Below are 20,718 nucleotides of genomic sequence, written 5' to 3' on the forward strand. Positions count from 1 at the left end.
TAATTGCTTCTACTAAGAAAAAATACTTTCCTAGAATATGGAGAAGTATTCATTTTTGCCGTAGCTTACTATTGTCATAGGAGCCAAGCTTTACTTCACAACGGAAACGTGCTGTGGTGAAGTATAAAGGTTACAATGCTTATTCCATTCAACACTTTTTACCATTTTTGTTCATTACGAATTGATGAAATAAAGTGTTTGTTGATTGGAGTGGAGGTTGGGCGACTCCTGGGGGATTAGCGTCCTAGATGAGACCCTGGACTGAGCGGAGCGAGGGAAGCGGCTCATCGGACGCCCCCCGGAAAGCGCCCAGCTGGAACGGAAATCAACCCCAAGTGACGGTGATGAGCCTCTTTCTTTGCAATACATGTAAAAAATGAAAAGAAGGTCTAATGCTTTGGAAGCCATCTAAAAAGTAAGTTTTGACCGAAAAGTATTAGATTCTCTAAAGGTTGGTTCATATGGTTTAGCAGATATGAGTGTCATATTTTGAGGCGCAGTATCTTTGACTAAACAAAAGTCTTTTTCAATTTTAGGTTGCATTTTGTTTCGTGTTAGCATATATTTTTCCTTAAGGAAACATATTATCGTTAGTGAAGAGGACTGATTATTGTGATAATTGACTATGTAATGGTTTTGTTATGCATTTTGTGGTTTGTTTTATTGCTTTTATGGTTCTTAACAAAATCGGTAACGATCGCGACGTTATTTTTTGTTATATGGATTAGCTGGCGATATGTGGTTCGAAAAATTTTGATGAGAGAAAAGGAGTTTAGAAGACAGTGAAACGTTTTTTAGGAGTTTTAGGACTATCTTTATTGTTAGCGGCATGCAGTGGGGAGGAAGAAGGATCAAAAAGCGACGAGAAAGAAGGAATTGTTGTAGCTACAACAGGGCAAATTGGAGATGCCATTAAGATCATTAGTGGAGAGCATCTACAAGTGACAACGTTAATGGGTCCTGGTGTAGATCCTCATTTATACAAAGCGACGCAAAGTGATTTAACCAAATTAGATGGAGCGGAAGTCATTTTTTATAACGGCTTACATTTAGAAGGACAGATGCAAGATATTTTTGACCAAATGGCCGAGGAAAAAACAGTGTTAGCGGTAGCAGAGCAATTAGATGAAAATACACTATTAGCTGACGAAGAAAATGCAACATTACATGATCCGCACATTTGGTTTGATATTGATTTATGGACAGAGGTCGTTGATGTGATTGGCAATACGCTAGTCGAGGAATATCCTGAATATAAAGAGGATTTTGAGACAAATGAAAAAGCCTATTTAGCACAATTGGGTGAATTGAAGGAATACGCAACAGGTCGTATTGAAGAAGTTCCGGCATCACAGCGCATTTTAGTAACGGCACATGATGCATTTAACTACTTTGGTGAAAGCCAAGGGTTTGATGTACGAGGCTTGCAGGGCTTAAGTACGGATTCCGAGTATGGTGTAAAAGATGTGCAAAATATGGTGGACTACTTAGTAGAAAACAATATTAAAGCGATATTTGTAGAGTCTAGTGTATCAGATAAGGCGATGAAAGCCGTTATTGAAGGAGCAAAGGAAAAGGGTCATGACATTGTAATTGGCGGTGAGCTGTTCTCGGATGCAATGGGTGCTGAAGGAACGGAAGAAGGCACATATTTAGGCATGTATAAACATAACGTCGACATTATTGTCGATTCATTAAAGTAGGTGAAGGATATGGAAGCTTTAGTTGTTGAGAACTTATCGGTTGCTTATGACAAAAAAACGGTGCTTGAAAATGCAAGTGTATCGGTGCCCACTGGCCATTTAGCAGCGATTATTGGACCGAATGGCGCTGGAAAATCAACTTTTTTAAAGGCGGTATTGAACCAATTACCGAACAAGGTTGGGAAGGTAGCCATTTTAGGTAAGGCTTTTTCACCAAAAAGCTTAGTTGTTGGATATGTACCTCAGCGAAATGCCGTTGATTGGGATTTTCCAACAACCGCTATTGATGTAGTGTTAATGGGACGTTACGGGCATCGAGGTTTATTTAAGCGTCCGACAAAGCAAGATAGAACACTTGCGATGCAGGCTTTAACGAGTGTAGGCATGCAAGATTTTGCCGACCGGTCAATTGGTCAGCTTTCAGGGGGGCAACAGCAGCGTGTGTTCCTTGCTAGAGCGCTCGCACAAAATGCAGAAGTCTATTTTTTAGATGAACCGTTTGCCGGGGTCGATGCTGCAACAGAAAAAACAATTATTGATATTTTAAAAAATTTAAAGGCACAAGGTAAAAGTATTTTTGTTGTCCATCACGATTTACAAACCGTAACGGAGTATTTTGATTATACGATTTTACTCAATAAAACCATTTTAGCTGCAGGTAAAACGGAAGAAATCTTTACGATCGAAAAACTACAGCAAACATATGGTGGGAAATTATTAATGATGGAAGCGATGTAAGGAGGGACATTATGTTATCCGGAAATCTACTGTGGGTACTAATTGGAACAATGCTTCTAGGGATAGCAGCTGGTATTACAGGGGCGTTTTCCTTCTTACAAAAGCAAAGTTTAGTCGGTGATGCCGCAGCACATGCTGCATTGCCAGGTATAGCTTTAGCCTTTTTATTGACAGGACAAAAAGAGCTACCCGTTTTAATGATTGGTGCTGCTGTCACGTCTGCTCTTTCGGTTTACTGCATTCAATGGATTGTGACGTATTCGAAGCTAAAGGCAGATGCGGCAATTGGGCTAGTGTTGGCTGTATTTTTTGGTGTAGGAATTGTTTTATTAACGATTGTTAACCGTAGTCCATTAGGCAATCAAAGTGGGTTAAATGATTTTATTTTTGGTAAAGCAGCAACGATGACAAAAGCAGATTTAACTTGGCTCTTTATTAGTGCGATGATCATTATATTAGTCAGCCTGTTACTGTATAAAGAATGGAAGCTGATGATTTTTGATCCCGTCTATGCAAAGGGAATTGGCTTACCGGTAGAGGCGTTAAAAGCCTGTTTAACGGCACTAATCGTTATGACAATCGTGACAGGCATTCAAGCGGTCGGTGTCATTTTAATGTCTGCACTACTTATTATCCCGGCAGCAAGCGCCAAACTATGGACAAAAAGGCTAAATACGATGTTATTATTTAGCGGCATTGCGGGTGGGTTAGCAGGTGTTGCCGGTACATTCATTAGTTCTATACGTACAGGATTATCGACAGGCCCGATTATCGTGTTGTTTGCGGCAACTATCTTTTTCATTTCATACGTATTTAGTCCAAAATCTGGACAGTTAAGCAAGTATATACGAAAAAAGAAATTTCAGCAGCAGGGTGATGTGTCATGATTGAATTTTGGGTAATTTTAACGGGTGTTTTAGTCGGTATTACGTGTGGATTAGCAGGCGTCTTTTTAATTCTTCGTAAAATGTCAATGATTGCAGATGCGATTAGTCACACCGTATTATTTGGGATTGTGATGGCCTTTATTGTCACACAATCATTGAGCGGATTATGGATGTTAGTTGGGGCAGCAGTTGCAGGTATTCTGACAGCTTATTTAGTGCAGTTACTGCAATCTTCAGGTATTCAAGAGGATGCAGCGATTGGTGTGACGTTTACATCTTTATTTGCATTAGGCGTTTTACTCATCACGTTATTTGCAGGGAATGTTCACTTAGATGTTGAGCATGTATTAATGGGGGAAATTGCCTTTGTTCCGTGGGATAGATGGACATTTTTATCGATTACAATGCCAAAAGCAGTTTGGATGTTGCTACTTGTTTTAGTCATTAACATTGCATTTCTTGTTCTATTTTATAAGGAAATGAAGCTATCAACGTTTGATCCTGTCTATGCGGCAACAATCGGCTTACCAGTTGTCCTATTACACTATAGCTTTATGACAACGATTTCGTTAACAACGGTTTCTGCATTCGATAGTGTCGGGGCGATTTTGGTTGTGGCGATGCTGATTGGTCCAGCAGCAACGGCCTATTTAATTAGTAAATCGATTAAGCAAATGTTTATATGGAGCACGAGTTTCGGTGTTGCATCTGCAGTAATCGGCTATTATGTCGCCAAATGGTTAGATACCTCAATTGCAGGAATGATGGCTACCGCCGTTGGAGTTATTTTTATCGTCATATTTTCGATTGATAAGCTAAATCAACGTTTAAACAAAAAAGCAGTTGCGATGTTAAATGTGACAGAACAGGAATAAATAGAGGCTCTTTTGGGGGAATTTTAACCGAATAAGTATAAAGAATGCAAGGTTGCTAGTGGATAGCAGTCTTGCATTTTTAGTTATCTGGATGTATGTATTAATTCTCTTAGAAAAGAAGGATTTATTCATTTGAAATTGAAATCACAATATACCTAATACTTTCGTTGTTCTTACCTTATAACTAGGTATGTTTAAAGGAGGCTAGAATTTGAGCAATAATCGCGTATTATGGTTTATGTCATTTGCACAATTTTTAGCGATGCAAGTGTGGTTTAATTTCTCTGCGGTGATGCCGTATATTGAAAAAGAATGGGAGTTAACAGCTTCCCAATCTGGGATCATTATTGCATTTTTTCAGATTGGCTATGTATTAGCTATTATTATTTATAGTATTTTGATCGAAAAATATCATCCGAAGTATTTTATCATATATGGTGCATTTACTGCCGGAATTGCAGGGGTGCTATTTACCTTTTTAGCGCAAGAGTTCTGGACAGGTCTATTGTTACGAATGCTATCGGGGATTGGTATTGCCGGTATTTATGTACCGGGTATTAGACTGCTGTCAAGTCTTTTTGCGCCGTATGAAAGAGGGAAAGCGGTTGGTATTTATGTCGGCTCTTTAGTCATTGGATCTGGATTTTCGCTACTTGTATCGAGCTTATTCATTGAGTCGATTGGGTGGCGTGGTGTTGTTCTTGTCACGTCTCTTTTTAGCATAATCGCGGGTTATATAGTACTAAAATTAAATATTCCATTTTCAAGAAATTCTCAGCATTCTGTAAAGCTAAGCTGGGGGATTTTTAAGAAGGTTTTTCGGAAGCAAAATTTGCTTGTAAATGTAGGATACTCCGGTCATTCATGGGAACTTTATGCGATGTGGGCGTGGATTGGCCCATTCCTCGTGTATTATTTTCATATGCAAGGCTTTGAAGAAACGGAAGCCATTCGCTACGGTAATTTAGCCGGAGCTATTGTCATTATGGTTGGTGGTATAGCTACATATATCGGAGGTAGGTTATCTGATGCTTTCGGAAGAGTGAAAATAGCCAATCTCTTTTTAATTATAAGTATCGCCTGTTCTTTATCAGTAGGGTGGTTTAGTAACATTCCGATTATCTTGATGTTACTCCTCGTTTTAGTGTACGGTTTTACCATTGTAGCTGATTCTCCTATTTACAATGTAACGATTGGTGAGGTATGTGATCCAGAAATACTAGGTTTAGCATTAGGTGTGCAGTCCGTATTAGGGTATACGGTGACTATTTTTTCACCGCTCCTCTTTGGACTTTTATTAGATGCCTTTAGCTGGGGGACCGCCTTTACTGTAATTGGGGCTGTCGCAATCATTGCGCCTATCTGTATGAGTTTTGTAAAAGTGGAAAGGGGATCGTGAATGGTACCGGGTACGTACCAGCTTAGTACCACCTTACAAGACACTAGACACTCACATTATACCCTGCAGAAAATATAGCATATAATGGAGATAATGATTATTCGATTGTTGCGACGATTGATTATAACAAGATAAGCATGCTATTTGCAGGAGATGCGGAGCAAGCCCGGTTGAGTGAATTATTAAGGAATGCAGACTTAGCTAGACCATTTGATTTCGTGAAGATGCCCGAACAGTAACGTAGAGGAAATCGGGGCAGCAGTTTATGTGGCAAGAGATGGCGATATATAAGTGTCAACGGATGGGGAACCACTCGTTATTCAGCGATAGTTATTTTACTCCAACGATAAAAGGAACGTATAATATGAAATCAATCAATCTATTATCTTTATTAAGTGCTTACAAAGATTTAAACGATATACCTTTTAGAAAATATATAGGTGAATTTGGTATGGGACCGCTTGTAAGAGCCAATGAGTTGAAGGATTTGCATACATTAGTTGATGAAATTAGCGCCATAACGGGACTAACGGATCTTTTTAATCACTTTTACATGGGATTTAAAATTCAGCAAATTAGCAAGGAATTTGATTTATTACGAATAGGCGAGAATAGTGTCATTAATATCGAATTAAAGCGCCAAAGTACAATAGAGAAAATAACAAAGCAGCTGATTCAAAATGAATATTATTTAAAATTTTTAGATGTACCGATTTACAATTTTACGTTTGTAGCATCCACTAAAAAGCTCTATATGCTAGTAGACTCGAAGACTATCAAAGAAGTAAAGCTTGATTTTTTAATAAGCAAATTACGTGAGCAACAGGTAAAAGAAATAGACAATCTTCATGATTTGTTCGATCCGATTCATTACCTCATATCGCTGTATGAGGTGCCAGAAGCTTTTTTAAACGATGAATACTTTTTAACAACACAGCAAAGTACATTTAAGAAGGAAATACTCAGCTATCAGCCTACAGAACATTCCATTTTCATCATGATTGAGGGCGGTGCTGGTACAGGGAAAACTCTTCTAACTTACGATCTAGCCAAAGAGTACAGACGAAACGGGGAAAATGTACTGATTTTTCATTGTGGCAAATTTAATAAAGGGCATAAGAAACTTAGAGACAAATATAATTGGACAATCAAGCCTATCCGTCACTTTAACGAGAAAACCGATGATATAAGTAGCTACGATGTCGTTATTTTTGTTGAAGCCCAGCGCCTTGAAAAGGCCCAACTCTTGAAATTTATAGAACTTACAAAGCGAGTAAAAATCAAATGTATTTTCTCTTTAAATCGACATCATTGTTTTATGCCATCCCACCACAATATAGCTGAGTTTATAGAAGAGCATTTGAAGCCTAAAAAATATGAGTTAAAAACAGTTATTAGATATAATAAAGAAATGCATGCGTTTATTAATCATTTATTTGATTTATCAAAACGATCTCCGATGCAGAAATATTCAAATATCTCGATTCAATATTTCTCGGCTTATGATGAGGCAAAAAGCTATTTATCGTATTTAGAAGAGAAAGGTTGGAAAGTAGTTGATTATTCATCTCCGAAGCTAGCTGATTACCCATGCACTATTTCAGAAGATGTAAGTGATATACTTGGCGAGGAATATGATCATGTAGTTGCTACATTAGATGAGGGTTTCTATTACAAATCCAATCAAAAATTAGCAACATCTTACCCCCATTATGATGTAACGAAGCTGCTTTATCAAAACATGATAAGAGTGAGAAAAAAATTGCACCTTGTCGTCATCAATAACCCAACTGTGTTGGAAATGATTCTTAGCATATTACACAATGAAGAAAAATAGGGAGAAAAGAGCCCGTTAAAATGATGTTGAATCATTTTAACGGGCATTCTATTGTTAATTCGGTTGTACCCATTTCGGATAAATCGGCGCTAGTGACTCGGTTGCATCTGCTTGAATGCCAACAGGTGGTATCGGGTAACGAAGACCATTGCGAGAAAGCTTTTTCATCCCTTCGATTCCCTTTACTAAATCCGCAGGGGCAATCGCCATCAACATCTCCTCGTCTAACACACCGCCAAAGCGTCGTTCTGCATAGCAGGGAATAGAAAGACTTGGTTCTCCAGTAGCCAATGCTCGTCCCCAAGAATCAGCACACGAGCTCTCACCCGAAACGCTCCATTCAAATTTTTTAAAGCCAACCCACTGTAAACCATTGATTAACAGAATCATTTGCCCCGGTGTGCCATAAATTAAGCAAATATCAGGATTTTGAATCCGTCCAGATGCTAACGGTGAAATGGCTAACGCCTTATACGTACCATAAGGAATAACATCTAAGCTTTCTTGATGCTTCGCTGAATCCTCCCGTGTACCAAACCAAACACCGTCCATTGCTTCGCCAGAATAAAAATCTTCGTCCTGTGGCATCAACCCTAAAATGGCACCACATTGCTTCATTGCTAAATCCTCAGCTGTAACCCCCATTGTAAAGCCGAGTCGAACAGATTGTGCGACAATTTGGTCGAATAAATAGCGTTTATTCGGACGCCTGATTTTTGGAACGGCCTCCATTTCTTCTGTTGATGCATACTTTTTCATACCAACAGGTGTTGCCTTTAAACGCAGTAAATCTTGTAAATCCGCAGCAATTTCTGTCCAGTTATACTCTGTTTGAGATACTGTCTCCATAAAAACCCCCCTTTACCACAATTATCTAATAATTCAGATTAATAATCAAATAGTTTTAGATATAAAATAGTAAATTGAACGGAGAATAACAACATTTTCAATAGAATAGAATGTAGAAGGGGAAAATTACATTAATAGATTTTCAATTATATAGGAGAAGGAAGTGCATAGAGCTGAAGTAGTCTACACAAGTGAAAATAAAAAAAGTGATAAAGCATATGTATGCATAAAAAAATCAGGAAGCTGTGCAAGTTAGTATCTCGATTATACGGAACGCAACTCAAAACTTTGGTCAAGCTATACATTTAGCTACTGGGGGGACATCAACGACGAAATCACCTTTGTCTCAACCAGCCAAAATACTAAAATGATGTGAAGTGGAGGTTGTCAAAATGACAGCATTACAACCAAAAATGAAGTTTTTCTTAGAAAATTTTTTACCAGTCTATCCAGAAGGCTATCAAATTAGTATAGAGGATATTCGTGCAAGAACAAGCTTAATGGTAGCTGAAGGAGAGTCCGTTTATAAAGTAGAGGATCGTTCGATTGAAGGACTAGAAAGTACGCTACCGATTCGTATTTATACCCCAGCAGCGGGCGGTCCATTCCCAATTGTTGTGTACTTCCACGGGGGTGGTTTTGTCTATGGGGATTTAGACACACATGATGCTATTTGCCGCGCCCTTACAAATGCATCTGATCATATTGTCGTGGCAGTAGATTATCGTTTAGCACCTGAACATCCATTCCCAGCAGCACCGAATGATTGCTATACTGCGGCCAAATGGGTGTATGAACATGCGGCAGAGTTAAATGGAGATGCAAACCGCTTATCATTAGTTGGTGACAGTGCGGGCGGTAATTTATCAACAGTCGTCAGTCTGATGGCAAAGGAAAAAGGTGAACTTGAAATTGCCAAGCAGATTTTAATGTATCCGACAGTAGATCTAGGGGCAACTCATAAGTATCCTTCCTATGAGGAAAACGGCGAAGGTTACTTTTTAACAAAAGAAACGATAGATGTATTTAGAGGAGCTTATATACATGATGAGCGCTTGACATATCATCCGTACGTAGCACCGATGAATGTAGCAGATCATAGTGGTCTACCGCCAACAATGATTATTACAGCCGGGTTTGACCCTTTACGAGATGAAGGGGAAGTGTATGGTGAAAAGCTCAAACAGGCAGGTGTTGAAGTAGACATTCGCCATGAAGCAGGATTAATCCACGGCTTCTTTAACCTATTTAGCATTATGAAATCGAATGAAGATATCGATTATATTTACAAGTATATGGGGGAGTTTTTAAATAAATAGAAGGTTAATGTCACCGTAGGCTGTGCCCTTCGCCACAGCCTACATAGGGGCTGCCTGTTCGACTCTCCTGTGTAGGCTCCGTGGTTATGGCACTCTACGGTAAAAGCGAATACTTTTTCATGCTTTAAAAAAGCATTTCTCTTTTCTAAAAGAAGTCATTTTTTAAAAATTCCATCTCTTTAGAAATGCTTATGATGTTTAGTTAGTGTATCTCCACATGAATCGCTTCATCAAAATAAACGAATTTTGATTCCGTTTGACCGTAAAGAATAAATGAATCTAATGGAATATCCTTTTCGAATGTAATGGTCGTATACTGCTTTTTGCTATCTGTTCGTAATTTAGCTGTGTCCCACGCAGTTTTATGGTCAACTGTAACATGCCAGCTACTAATCGTTGTTGTATCAACATCTGAAGAAATCTCGATGCTTTGGTCTGATAATTGGTTTACTTCATATTCTGTATCTTTATACGTGAATGTATAGGGTAATTGATCAACTGTTAGTTCATGTCTTACATTAGTAGGTAGCTCAAATTTGGCACCAATAACGGATAAATAGCCCCCGTTTTTAACACTTGGATATGCGCTAAGTGTCTGGGTATGAGCGTATCGATCATTTTGAATGCTAACTGTATCTTCAGGGATTGAGCGATTTAATGTTTGTCCATCAGCATTAATAACATTAAAAAGTATTTGTGCATTATATCCCCATCCATAAGCACCTTTTTCAGCTGAGGGTAAGTCCGCTGTATAGTCCGCTACTTGCTGCTTTACAAATGTTGCCATTTCCTCCGAAAATTTTGTTTCAAATTTAATCAAGGTGTTTTCTGGCCCATGCTGTGCCCGTATAAAGTTGACGTCAATTCCGTCTTTTTCAAAAGAAGTATACAGTGTAACATTCTCTGTTTTGGCTAACAATTCTGTTCGATCAATAGGTACTTCAAGTGACCAATGTCCATCAATGTCATAAATGCGTGTAAAATCAAAGAGCAGTTTAAACTGCGTATAGGGTACATCAAATAGGGGGAATTCATACGTAATTTCATTAGCTGATTGCTCTGCCCAGGAGCCAATTGAATGCCTTTCCCCATTTGGTAGAACGAGGAACTCATCATTTACATTGCCATCCGTCGATTCATTGAAAAAAAATGCATCGCCAGTATAGCCAGATGCAGCTAATGTCACTTTTATAGCAGCATCTGTTACATTGACGTCTTTTACGCTCAAAGTTACAGAGGATGAACTTATTTCAGATTCCTTTTGCAAGCTTGAAAATACTAAAAATAATAATGCGGCAGTAACAAATACTGTTGCGAAAACTACACGCCACTCTCGTTTTTTTGTATGTGTAGCCTTTTCCTTCGGTAATTGGTCGATCACTTGATTTGTAAATGTAGCATCAACATGAATTGATGGAAACAAAGTACTCAGTTCATTTTCTGTTTCAAGCAGTTCCGTAAAGAGGGCTGAGCAAGTGGCACATGATTGGATATGCGTATCTATTTGCGCCATTTTCTCATCTTGTATTCGTCCATCAATAAAGTCATACATTTCTTCAGTCGATAAGCAGTTCTCCATCTATATCTCCCTCCAACCTAGATTTTCTTAGCCGTTTTTTTGTTCTATATAGACGATTTCGTACCTCTATTATTGAAATACTCAGTGTCTCAGCGATTTCTTCGTACGAGCAGTTACTAGCATACTTTAGGACAAAAATTTGACGTGTTTTTTCCTCTAATGTCTCGAGCCATTGCTGAAGCAACACGGTTTGTTCTTTCGCAATCATTAATGACTCAGGTGTGTGGAATGAGGGGGTTTCCTCAAGTGGTGTCGCGTCTTCCTTATGCCTTCTTTTAAAATCAATTAGTTGATTAATCGCAATGCGAAACAGCCATGCCTTAAAAGAGCCTCCCTTAAACTTTAGTAAGCTTTCATAGCATTTTATAAATGATTCTTGCGCAATATCTTTCGCCAATTCCTCATCTTTCGTTTGATATGCTAAATAGTTAATGAGTGGTTGCTTGTATGTATCAACAATGATGCGAAATGCTTGTTGATCACCTGCAATAATTTTTTGTATAAGCTGCTCATTCACGAAATTCACCTCCTCATATTAAAAACGTAAAATCTTCAAAAAAATCTCAAGTAAATAGAAAAATATTTGGGAATACAATATAGATAGTTTTTTAGACTATCCTATCAAAAATCGAAAGCTTATATAGTAAAGTAGTTGAATTGAAAGCAGATGAACATCCTAAAGGAAAGAAAACGCTATCTAAAAGCATTTGTTATAACAGAATTGAATAATAAAGCTTTCAAAAAACACCCAAAATATTCCGTTTAATGCTAAAATAAATTCAATATACCGAATGGTAATACATAAAGAGTGAATTTAACTGAAAAAACGGAAGGTGGAGTAATAATGGAAGAAGCTTTATTATCACGTGTACGCAATACACGAGTAGCTCTACGAGAACAACAAATTGCAACAATTTTTGATGAATTTGATGAGCAATGTATGCAGCTCACGGATGAGCAACGGGTAGAAAAATACAAAAAAATGCTAGAAAGCCCATTTCGTTTTTATCGAGGATCGGCTTATTTATTTTATTATGATGTGACAAAAACGCCATCTATTTTTCACTCGCTTGAGACAAAGCCGACGTGGATTATGGGCGATATGCATATGGATAATTTCGGTGCCTTTCAAAATGAGAAAGGAGAAATTGTTTATGACGTCAATGATTTTGACGAAGGTTATGTAGGTTCATATTTATATGATTTAATTCGCATGAGTGTCAGTATCGGCTTATACATGGATGAACAGCAAATGGAAGAAGCCGCACAAGAGCAGGTCATTCAATCCTTTTTAAATAGTTACATAAATCAACTCAAACGATTTCAGCTAAAAAAAGAGGACGCCTTTACATTAAACTTCACAAAGGCTAATACAAAGGGACCGATTAAGAAACTTTTAAAGAAGCTTGAAAAACGGAAAAGCACGCATTTACTCGAAGATATAACAGAAGTCAAGGACGGCAAGCGTGTATTTGTTTGGGGTGAAGAAGTACAACCGGTATCCCCGGAAATGTTTGCAGCTATTAAAGATGTGTTACCTCAATACGAAATTAAAGATATTGCGCTAAAATACGGTTCTGGTACCGCATCGATTGGATTAAAGCGCTTTTATATTTTAGTGGAAGGGCAAAAAGACGCATCAGGAGAAGAAGATTTAGTACTTGAAATGAAGGAAGTTCGCACAGCTATTCCAGCGTATTTCATGCGTTACTCAGAAAGATTTTGGTCTGCTTTTGAACACCAAGGAGCTCGTGTTGTTGGTACACAAAAAGCGATGCACCATTTAGAGGATCCGCACCTCACATATATTACGATGGATGGGCAGGAATATTATGTGCGCGAACGTTCGCCCTATAAGAAAAAGGTGAAGCCGAGGCATTATAAATCACTAGATGATTATATCGTAACAGCAGAAATCATGGGTAAAATTGCAGCGAAAATTCATGCGCGAGCAGATATCGATTATTCAGATGTATTTACCTATCACAGCGAGGACGAAATTCTTGAACGTATTAGTCAGCATCACGAACTATTTGTACAAAGTACCGTATTACAAGCAATGCACTATAAGAAAATGGTATATATCGATTATGACCTATTCAAGGAATGGGCGGAGCAGAAATATTCAGAACTTCAGTATGACGAATTATCTAAGGAAGTAAAGAACGAGCAAGCATGACATAACAATAGCCGTATTTCAGCATTCGTTGAAATACGGCTATTTCAAATGCACCACAATGATTTAAATCACTTTCTTAGAAACAAATATAGACGACATAAAGAAATATTTGAATAATTAGGTTATTTATTGTAAAATCAAATTAACCAGTGGTCAATAAAAGGAGATAACATGGTCGCAAGAAAAAAAGCACATGAAGAATTAACAAAAGATATGATTATTCAGGAGGCAAATCGCCAGTTTTTATCACATGATTTTCATAAAGTATCCATGAGGGCTATTGCAAAAGAACTTGGGTGTAGCCACGGGGCAATATATTATTACTTTGCCAATAAATCAGAATTATTTTATGCGGTAGTAGAGCAGTATTTTGATGAGCTCAATCAGATGATGGAGACGATCTTAACTGAGGAAAATAGCACCGAGCAGCAGATAATGAATGTATTTCTAGGCTTTATACAATTTGGTTTAAACTATCAAAGCCAATATGAATTTATGTTTTCGATGCGAGATGAGCATACGGATCCATTAGCACAACACGCTTCTAATAACAGCTATACAAAATTTGCGGAAACATTACAAAAGCTTAGTCATCATAAATTAGCCTTAGCAAACATTTATTCAACATTTATTGCACTTCACGGATTCGTATCTCATTATCATGGTAGGGTAAAAGGTTATGAAGAAGCACATGAATCTGCTGTTCACTTTTCAACCTTTTTAATGAAAGCTCTAGAGAAAAGCTAGAGTTTTTATTTTAGCATTAATTGACCAGTGGTTAAAAATAAAGGGGGAGATTTATTATGAAAAAAGTATTTATTGCAGGCGCAACAGGTGGCATCGGCTCTGCATTAGTAGCAGAATTAACGGCAAAACAGATTGAGGTCATTGCATTTGCTCGAACAGAGGCAACATTGAAAGAGAGGTTTCGGGGAAATGCACTAGTGACATGTATCGCTGGCGATGTTTTAAATGATCAAGATGTACTTAAAGCTGCTCAAGGTGCCGACACGATAATGCATGCAGTCAGTTTTCCATATGAACAATGGGAAGCAAAGCATATTCCGTGCTTAGAAAATTTATTGAAAGTAGCTAAGCAAATTAATAGTCGATTTGTTATGCTTGATAATATTTATGCTTATGGAAAAGCCATGTCACCTGTAAAAGAAGATGTAGAAAAGCGACCACATACAAAGAAAGGGAAGAAACGATTAGAAATGGAGAGGTTGATTAAAAATAGTGGCGTCCCTTACGTAATTGCCCATATCCCAGATGTATTTGGTCCATATGCAGTCAATACCGTTTTATATAGTACGCTACAAGCTGTCGTGCAAAATAAAAAGGCTTATTTTGTTGGAAGAATGGATAAAACGAGAGAGTTTGCCTACACACCCGATATCGCTAAAGCTGTTGTTGCACTTGCCTTAAAGGAAGAGAGCTACAATCAACATTGGAATATTCCAGGTTGTTTGAAAATAACAGGGGATGCATTACAAAGTTTTCTCCATGAGCAATTCAACTACCGTAAAAAGTTAAAGCCTGCTACTACTCGTATGATTGCATTTCTAGGACTGTTCTCACCCTTTATGCGGGAACAAAAAGAAATGATGTATTTAACAGAAACACCCGTAATCGTTGATGGCGAGAAATTACAAAAAATGCTTGGTCACCTCCCTTTAACAGACACAAGGCAAAGCTTAACAGAAACGATTCATTGGATAGAAACTAGTAAATCATTGTAAGTCTGCGATGATAACTTATTTCATGTCATCTTTCTTTATATCGGTTATGATAGAAATTATAGTTTGAATATTTTGTAAAAATGCGCATTTTTACAATGGAAGAGGTGTTTTGATTTTGAAAACAATCGGATTAATCGGAGGGATGAGCTGGGAGTCCTCTGCACAATACTACCGGATTATCAATGAGGAAGTAAAGTTACGACTTGGAGGGTTGCACTCTGCAAAACTCATACTCGCTAGCGTAGATTTTGAGGAAATTGAAAAATTTCAATCGTTAGGAAAATGGGAAGAAGCTGGCGAATTACTCGCACATGTTGCGAAAAATTTAGAGAAGGCGGGAGCAGATTTTATTGTCATTTGCACAAACACGATGCATAAAGTAGCCTCAACAATTGAAAAAGCCATTCATATCCCGCTTCTACATATTGCAGATGCAACCGCAAATGAAATTCAGCAAATGCAGCTAAACAAAATTGGTCTACTTGGAACGAAATATACGATGGAACAAGATTTTTATAAAGAGCGGATTCGTCAACATGGAATTGAAATCCTCATTCCGGGTGAAGAGGCACGGCTAGAAGTGAATCGAATTATTTTTGAAGAACTATGCTTAGGCGACATCAAGCCACCGTCTAAAGATTATTACCTTCAAGTGATTGATGAACTAATACAGCAAGGGGCTGAAGGGATTATTCTAGGCTGTACAGAAATTGGATTATTAATTAAGCCTGAAGATGTAGAAGTACCTGTGTTTGATACAACTGTCATCCACGCCAAAAACGCTGTAACAGTAGCGTTAGATTAAGCTGTCATACAACTGTGAAATGAAAATTAAATGAGTGTAGTCACAAAACCGGTACTAATAAGTGCTGGTTTTTGTTATTTAGGTTATGATAAGGGGAAAGTATTTGAATAATTTGGAAAAAAATAATCACGTAGCGCACTTTTATAATGAATAGAAACACTTCAGTGTAATTGGAACCGGATGATAACGGATAAAAAGCAGTGAGGAGCATGAAAATGAAAAGAATTATATTACTATGCCTATTACTATTAGCGGCTTGCAGTGAAGAGGAAATTAATGCTTCATTTACGATTTTGCCGATTTCAGATGAAGAATTTAGCAAAGTTGGCGGTATCGATCAACCAAACCAAGAAGACTTTAAAATGCTAGATTTTGAACTGAATGCAGAACTTCCTAATGGTACGGTATTTAGTGAAAAAATGGGGTTTGATGATTTGGAAGAAACACTTAATACAATCGATGGCACAGAACGATACTGGTATGGGAGTGGTTGGGAACACGAGCTTAATATGAAACGACAAATTGTGATCTATACAAAAGGTGTGTCAAATGAGCAATTAACAAAAGCATTTGAAGAAACAGAAATACATATTGTATGGGGGGAAAATGAAGAACAGCATACAAGAACATATAATCTAGCTGAAATATTGGAGATAAAATAAAGAAAATGGCAATGACATGAATAAAACTATTATTTTTGACACGGAGGATACATTATTTCAAACAAATTTAATTTTAGTTGAATATAAAGTTCCACAAAACAAAAAATGCTCAATACTATTAATTCAAGTGAAAGGGTGAATATTTTATATGGATAAAAAAGATCGTACACGCATTTTAATATTAGCTGCTGCCAAGCGTGTATTTTTAGAAAAAGGCTATAAAGATACAACTATAAAGCTCATTGCAGAAAGTGCGGGTCTAGGTTATGGCACCATTTATTCGCATTTTAAGTTAGGAAAAGAGGAAGTATTCGCGACATTAATTGAAGAAGTAATGACCCCATTTTATGAGATTGCACAATTAACATATACTCCTAGGAACAAAGAGCAAGCTTATAATTTTACATATAATAATACTTATAAATATTTAACCCTTGCTATACAAAATAAAGAAATTTTTAAATTAATTCACGAAGCTAAAGGAATGTCAGAACTCGTAAATCAAAAATGGGAAGATATTACTGACAAGTTTATTGAAAGAATCTCTGTTAACGTTGAAATCGTGCGTTCACTTGGAATGATTCGAAATGAACATTATCATTCAGAAATTGTAGCGAGCTTCTTATATTACCTAGGTGAGCGTTATTTATGGGAATTAATATTAGATAAAACGGCTATACCCATTCATGAAATTACAAGAGATATCGTAACGATGTACACACACGGTTTGTTTAAATAATCTTAAATGCATAAAAGAGCGACTCAAATCATATTTCTTATTAATTGACATCGCGTCAATTATAAGTTTAAAAAAGAGCAAAGGATGTGTACCGTATGTGGATAGAGCAGTCATCCCTTAAAATTGACATGATATCAATTATGAAAGAAGATGCATCGATTTCTGAGGAATTTCTAAAAAAGACCGTGACGGATGAACAATGTGTAGATATGTATAAACACATGCTGAGAGCAAGAACTTTTGATGATATTGCGCTGAAATATCAAAGACAAGGGAAAATCGGTACTTATGCACCTATTCGTGGACAAGAAGCCGCACAAGTTGGCAGTACTTTTGCTTTGACCCAAAAAGACTGGATTTATCCTAGTTATAGGGAAATAGCCTCAATGCTTGTACATGGTATGCCTATGAAACAATTCTTCTGTTATGTGATGGGGAAAATGGCGGGGATGCATTTAAAAGATATTCCCATTTTTCCTATTCAGATTATTATTGGAGCTCAATTATTACATGCAGTCGGGGGGGCTTGGGCAAGCAAATATAAGGATGAAGATAGCGTATCCGTAGCATATATGGGAGACGGTGGAACGTCGGAAGGCGATTTTCATGAAGCTTTGAACTTTGCAGGAGTATATAAATTACCCGTTATTTTCTTTATTCAAAATAATCAGTGGGCTATTAGTGTTCCGATCGAAAAACAAACGGCTAGTCGTTCAATTGCTCAGAAAGCATTAGCGTATGGAATTACAGGAATACAAGTAGATGGAAATGATGTATTAGCAGTTTTTGAAGTAATGAAATTAGCTGTTGAAAAAGCAAAAAAAGGGGAGCCCGTTTTAGTTGAGGCCATTACATATCGTCAAGGACCTCACACAACAGCTGATGACCCTACAAAATACAGAGAAAAAGATGAAGTTGAACAATGGTTGAAAAATGATCCTATCATAAGAATGAAAAAGCTGCTTCTATCTCGTAACTTATGGAGTGAAGAGCAAGAAGAGGCATTTTTAAAAGAGTGTGAACAAAGTGTAATGCAAGCCTATGCAGAAGCTTTAGCAACTGAAAAAACGACTGTTGAAAAAGCAATTGCAGCTACGTATGCAACATTGCCAACTAATTTAAGAAGGCAATTAGAAGAAAGAGGTGCGTTGTGATGGCAGAGATGACAATGGTCCAAGCGATAAATATGGCATTAGCAGAGGCTATGGAAAAAGACGAGAAGGTTCTTTGTTTAGGTGAAGATATTGGGAAAAACGGAGGGGTATTCAGAGTTACAGACGGATTATTTGAACGCTTCGGTGAAAAGCGTGTAGTTGATACACCGATAGCTGAGTCTGCAATAATTGGTGCTACAGTTGGTTTAGCTGCAAGAGGTTTAAAACCAATTGCCGAAATTCAGTTTCTAGGATTTATTTATGAGGCAATGGATCAAATGGCAGCCCAAGCAGCACGATTACGTTTTCGTACAGACGGAACTGTAACAGCACCGTTAGTTGTTCGTTCCCCATATGGTGGAGGAATACATGCTCCAGAATTACATTCAGACAGTTTAGAAGGTATTTTTCTACATTCTCCAGGTCTGAAAATTGTAATGCCTAGTTCACCATCGGACGCAAAAGGATTATTAGCCGCAGCCATTAATGATCCAGATCCTGTACTATTTTTAGAGCCGATGAAACTTTATCGTACAATCAAAGAAAATGTGCAAGAGTCTTATTATGAAATTCCTATTGGACAAGCATCAGTTATTAACGAGGGAACAGATGTGTCCATTGTAACTTATGGTCCAAGTGTGATCACGGTGAAGCAGGCATTACCAATTTTACAATCAAAAGGTATTTCAGCCGAAGTGATTGATTTACGAACGATTGCGCCCATTGATTATGAAACGATTATTCAATCAATAGATAAAACGGGGCGATTAGTGATCGTACATGAAGCGGTAAAAACAGGTGGTGTTGGCGCTGAAATAGCGGCCATTGTGGCGGAGTATTGCATGTATTCCATGCATTCACCTATATATCGTGTAACAGGGTACGATACACCATATCCCGTACCAAGTATTGAAGCAGAGTGGCTTCCGACTGTTGAGCGAGTAGTTCATGCTGTTGTTGAAGTAATGAAGGAATAGGAGGGAACAAAATGTTTGATTTTTTGCTCCCGGATATCGGGGAAGGATTGCATGAAGCAGAAGTTTTGAAATGGTTTGTGGCAGTAGGTCAAAAAGTAAAAGCAAACGAATTATTAGTAGAAGTACAAACCGATAAAGCCGTTGTTGAAATAACTGCACCAGTGTCTGGGGTAGTACATCAACTGGGAGGGGAAGTTGGAGATTCCATAATAGTCGGCACTCTACTTTGTCAATTTGATACAAAAAATACGCCTACACTTGAAAAAGAAGAAGTAGAAAAAACAGAGAAGACGGTTCCTATCCAACCAGAAAAGACTGAAAATTCAAATAAAAGAACAGTGAAAGCTGCACCCTCAGTTCGTAAAGCCGCTCGAAATTTAGGGATTAATATTGAAAAGGTCGTAGGTAGTGGACCAAAGGGGCGTGTACTTAGGGCAGATTTGGAGCAGTATTTAGCACAAAAAAGTGACGTGCCAACTACTATTGAGAAGTCTATGGAATGGACGGGTCAAGAAAAAGCAATTCCTATTAGGGGTTTAAGAAAAGCGATTTTTGAAAATATGGAGAAATCTGTAGCTAACGCTGTGCTATGTACAGGAATGGAAAAATTAAATGTAACAAAGCTAATTCAATTTAAAAAAGAAGCACAACAACTACAAGAATTTAAAACTACTAAATTAACTTATTTACCTATTATTTTAAAGGCTGTCGCAAGTTCATTAAAAGAACATCAGATATTTAATTCAAAGGTTAATGAAGAAAATCGAACAATAATAATTAGCCCGGTAATTAATATTGGTGTAGCAGTAGCAACAGAGGAAGGACTTTTAGTACCTGTTATTAAAAATGCAGATAAAAAATCAATTTATGAGATTGCGAAGGAATTAGAAATACTATTGGAAAAAGTAAAAACTAAAAAAATATCAGTTGCAGAGCTAACAGGAAGTACTTTCACTGTTTCAAGTACTGGAAGTAAAGGCGGCATATTCGCAACACCTATTCCAAATTATCCAGAAGTAGCTATACTGGGGGTTCATAAGATTGTAAAGGAACCTGTAGTTGTGAACGATGCTATTGAAGTAGGGCATACTATGACTTTATCTTGTACATTCGATCATCGAGTAATAGATGGTGAACCTGTAGGAGTATTTATGCAAACGCTTGCAAACTATTTAGAAAACCCTATTCGCTTTTTAATAGACTAAATTATCTCAAAATCTGTTTCAAATGCTCCTTGAAAGCGTGACCGCTCAGCGAAAAAACTTTATTCTGGC

Annotated in this window: 19 protein-coding genes; 16 read left to right on the forward strand and 3 right to left on the reverse strand. The window is 37.5% G+C overall.

The genetic code is table 11. The annotated features are described in order from the left end of the window. Positions 1-782 precede the first annotated feature (782 nt). The 6 genes from ACQQ2I_RS10140 to ACQQ2I_RS10165 all read left to right on the forward strand — a co-directional run bounded on the left by ACQQ2I_RS10140 (position 783) and on the right by ACQQ2I_RS10165 (position 7,439). Positions 783-1,703 carry a metal ABC transporter solute-binding protein, Zn/Mn family gene (locus tag ACQQ2I_RS10140; RefSeq protein WP_431030394.1) on the forward strand — a complete coding sequence of 307 codons (921 nt, stop codon included), beginning with the start codon at positions 783-785 and terminating at the stop codon, positions 1,701-1,703. Between the two features lie 9 nt (positions 1,704-1,712). Then, on the forward strand, positions 1,713-2,441 hold the full coding sequence (locus ACQQ2I_RS10145; RefSeq protein WP_431030395.1) for a metal ABC transporter ATP-binding protein: 729 nt from the start codon (positions 1,713-1,715) through the stop codon (positions 2,439-2,441). An 11-nt stretch (positions 2,442-2,452) separates the two neighbouring features. Beyond that, complete coding sequence (locus tag ACQQ2I_RS10150; protein ID WP_431030396.1) at positions 2,453-3,328, forward strand: metal ABC transporter permease; 876 nt, start codon at positions 2,453-2,455, stop codon at positions 3,326-3,328. Beyond that, positions 3,325-4,203 carry a metal ABC transporter permease gene (locus ACQQ2I_RS10155; protein WP_431030397.1) on the forward strand — a complete coding sequence of 293 codons (879 nt, stop codon included), beginning with the start codon at positions 3,325-3,327 and terminating at the stop codon, positions 4,201-4,203. Before ACQQ2I_RS10150 ends, ACQQ2I_RS10155 begins: the two co-directional genes overlap by 4 nt. Positions 4,204-4,414: 211 nt before the next feature. Then, positions 4,415-5,602 carry an MFS transporter gene (locus tag ACQQ2I_RS10160; protein WP_431030398.1) on the forward strand — a complete coding sequence of 396 codons (1,188 nt, stop codon included), beginning with the start codon at positions 4,415-4,417 and terminating at the stop codon, positions 5,600-5,602. Between the two features lie 364 nt (positions 5,603-5,966). Next, positions 5,967-7,439 (forward strand): DNA/RNA helicase domain-containing protein, encoded by a 1,473-nt coding sequence (locus tag ACQQ2I_RS10165; protein WP_431030399.1) that lies wholly within the window; start codon positions 5,967-5,969, stop codon positions 7,437-7,439. 54 nt (positions 7,440-7,493) lie between these two features. Here ACQQ2I_RS10165 and ACQQ2I_RS10170 read toward each other — a convergent pair whose 3' ends face one another. Further along, on the reverse strand, positions 7,494-8,288 hold the full coding sequence (locus ACQQ2I_RS10170) for a DUF169 domain-containing protein (RefSeq protein ID WP_431030400.1): 795 nt from the start codon (positions 8,286-8,288) through the stop codon (positions 7,494-7,496). A 392-nt stretch (positions 8,289-8,680) separates the two neighbouring features. Here ACQQ2I_RS10170 and ACQQ2I_RS10175 point away from each other — a divergent pair, with 392 nt between their 5' ends. Then, positions 8,681-9,607 carry an alpha/beta hydrolase gene (locus ACQQ2I_RS10175; protein ID WP_431030401.1) on the forward strand — a complete coding sequence of 309 codons (927 nt, stop codon included), beginning with the start codon at positions 8,681-8,683 and terminating at the stop codon, positions 9,605-9,607. A 202-nt stretch (positions 9,608-9,809) separates the two neighbouring features. Here ACQQ2I_RS10175 and ACQQ2I_RS10180 read toward each other — a convergent pair whose 3' ends face one another. Beyond that, a complete protein-coding gene (locus ACQQ2I_RS10180; RefSeq protein ID WP_431030402.1) occupies positions 9,810-11,186 on the reverse strand; it encodes an anti-sigma factor family protein in 1,377 nt (458 codons plus the stop codon). Beyond that, the gene (locus tag ACQQ2I_RS10185) at positions 11,164-11,703 is read right to left on the reverse strand and encodes an RNA polymerase sigma factor (protein ID WP_431030403.1); all 540 of its coding nucleotides are present in this window, start codon (positions 11,701-11,703) and stop codon (positions 11,164-11,166) included. The genes ACQQ2I_RS10180 and ACQQ2I_RS10185 overlap by 23 nt, the downstream gene beginning before the upstream one ends. Positions 11,704-12,030: 327 nt before the next feature. Here ACQQ2I_RS10185 and ACQQ2I_RS10190 point away from each other — a divergent pair, with 327 nt between their 5' ends. The 9 genes from ACQQ2I_RS10190 (at position 12,031) to ACQQ2I_RS10230 (ending at position 20,649) form a co-directional block, all read left to right on the forward strand. Continuing rightward, complete coding sequence (locus tag ACQQ2I_RS10190; protein ID WP_431030404.1) at positions 12,031-13,365, forward strand: DUF2252 domain-containing protein; 1,335 nt, start codon at positions 12,031-12,033, stop codon at positions 13,363-13,365. A 171-nt stretch (positions 13,366-13,536) separates the two neighbouring features. After that, positions 13,537-14,112, forward strand: a complete 576-nt coding sequence (locus ACQQ2I_RS10195; RefSeq protein ID WP_431030405.1) for a TetR/AcrR family transcriptional regulator — start codon at positions 13,537-13,539, stop codon at positions 14,110-14,112. A 56-nt stretch (positions 14,113-14,168) separates the two neighbouring features. After that, entirely contained in the window at positions 14,169-15,107 is a 939-nt protein-coding gene (locus ACQQ2I_RS10200) for an NAD-dependent epimerase/dehydratase family protein (RefSeq protein ID WP_431030406.1), read from the forward strand. A 115-nt stretch (positions 15,108-15,222) separates the two neighbouring features. Further along, complete coding sequence (locus ACQQ2I_RS10205) at positions 15,223-15,912, forward strand: aspartate/glutamate racemase family protein (protein WP_431030407.1); 690 nt, start codon at positions 15,223-15,225, stop codon at positions 15,910-15,912. Positions 15,913-16,127: 215 nt separating this feature from the next. Further along, positions 16,128-16,574 carry a hypothetical protein gene (locus ACQQ2I_RS10210; protein ID WP_431030408.1) on the forward strand — a complete coding sequence of 149 codons (447 nt, stop codon included), beginning with the start codon at positions 16,128-16,130 and terminating at the stop codon, positions 16,572-16,574. 148 nt (positions 16,575-16,722) lie between these two features. Continuing rightward, complete coding sequence (locus ACQQ2I_RS10215; RefSeq protein ID WP_431030409.1) at positions 16,723-17,313, forward strand: TetR/AcrR family transcriptional regulator; 591 nt, start codon at positions 16,723-16,725, stop codon at positions 17,311-17,313. Positions 17,314-17,453: 140 nt separating this feature from the next. Further along, a complete protein-coding gene (pdhA, locus tag ACQQ2I_RS10220; protein ID WP_431030410.1) occupies positions 17,454-18,467 on the forward strand; it encodes a pyruvate dehydrogenase (acetyl-transferring) E1 component subunit alpha in 1,014 nt (337 codons plus the stop codon). Continuing rightward, positions 18,467-19,444 (forward strand): alpha-ketoacid dehydrogenase subunit beta, encoded by a 978-nt coding sequence (locus ACQQ2I_RS10225; RefSeq protein ID WP_431026692.1) that lies wholly within the window; start codon positions 18,467-18,469, stop codon positions 19,442-19,444. The genes pdhA and ACQQ2I_RS10225 overlap by 1 nt, the downstream gene beginning before the upstream one ends. Before the next feature lie 11 nt (positions 19,445-19,455). Next, entirely contained in the window at positions 19,456-20,649 is a 1,194-nt protein-coding gene (locus tag ACQQ2I_RS10230; protein WP_431026694.1) for a dihydrolipoamide acetyltransferase family protein, read from the forward strand. Positions 20,650-20,718: the final 69 nt, after the last annotated feature.

This window comes from Lysinibacillus sp. LZ02 (assembly GCF_050613145.1).
Lineage (GTDB): Bacteria > Bacillota > Bacilli > Bacillales_A > Planococcaceae > Lysinibacillus_B.

Bases quoted from the DNA above. Each gene is read 5' to 3' on its own strand.
- ACQQ2I_RS10170 (WP_431030400.1), bottom strand. From the start codon at position 8,288: ATGGAGACAGTATCTCAAACAGAGTATAACTGGACAGAAATTGCTGCG.
- ACQQ2I_RS10200 (WP_431030406.1), top strand. From the start codon at position 14,169: ATGAAAAAAGTATTTATTGCAGGCGCAACAGGTGGCATCGGCTCTGCA.
- ACQQ2I_RS10190 (WP_431030404.1), top strand. From the start codon at position 12,031: ATGGAAGAAGCTTTATTATCACGTGTACGCAATACACGAGTAGCTCTA.
- ACQQ2I_RS10175 (WP_431030401.1), top strand. From the start codon at position 8,681: ATGACAGCATTACAACCAAAAATGAAGTTTTTCTTAGAAAATTTTTTA.
- ACQQ2I_RS10225 (WP_431026692.1), top strand. From the start codon at position 18,467: ATGGCAGAGATGACAATGGTCCAAGCGATAAATATGGCATTAGCAGAG.
- ACQQ2I_RS10180 (WP_431030402.1), bottom strand. From the start codon at position 11,186: ATGGAGAACTGCTTATCGACTGAAGAAATGTATGACTTTATTGATGGA.
- ACQQ2I_RS10155 (WP_431030397.1), top strand. From the start codon at position 3,325: ATGATTGAATTTTGGGTAATTTTAACGGGTGTTTTAGTCGGTATTACG.
- ACQQ2I_RS10165 (WP_431030399.1), top strand. From the start codon at position 5,967: ATGAAATCAATCAATCTATTATCTTTATTAAGTGCTTACAAAGATTTA.
- ACQQ2I_RS10230 (WP_431026694.1), top strand. From the start codon at position 19,456: ATGTTTGATTTTTTGCTCCCGGATATCGGGGAAGGATTGCATGAAGCA.
- ACQQ2I_RS10150 (WP_431030396.1), top strand. From the start codon at position 2,453: ATGTTATCCGGAAATCTACTGTGGGTACTAATTGGAACAATGCTTCTA.
- ACQQ2I_RS10215 (WP_431030409.1), top strand. From the start codon at position 16,723: ATGGATAAAAAAGATCGTACACGCATTTTAATATTAGCTGCTGCCAAG.
- ACQQ2I_RS10195 (WP_431030405.1), top strand. From the start codon at position 13,537: ATGGTCGCAAGAAAAAAAGCACATGAAGAATTAACAAAAGATATGATT.
- pdhA (WP_431030410.1), top strand. From the start codon at position 17,454: ATGAAAGAAGATGCATCGATTTCTGAGGAATTTCTAAAAAAGACCGTG.
- ACQQ2I_RS10145 (WP_431030395.1), top strand. From the start codon at position 1,713: ATGGAAGCTTTAGTTGTTGAGAACTTATCGGTTGCTTATGACAAAAAA.
- ACQQ2I_RS10210 (WP_431030408.1), top strand. From the start codon at position 16,128: ATGAAAAGAATTATATTACTATGCCTATTACTATTAGCGGCTTGCAGT.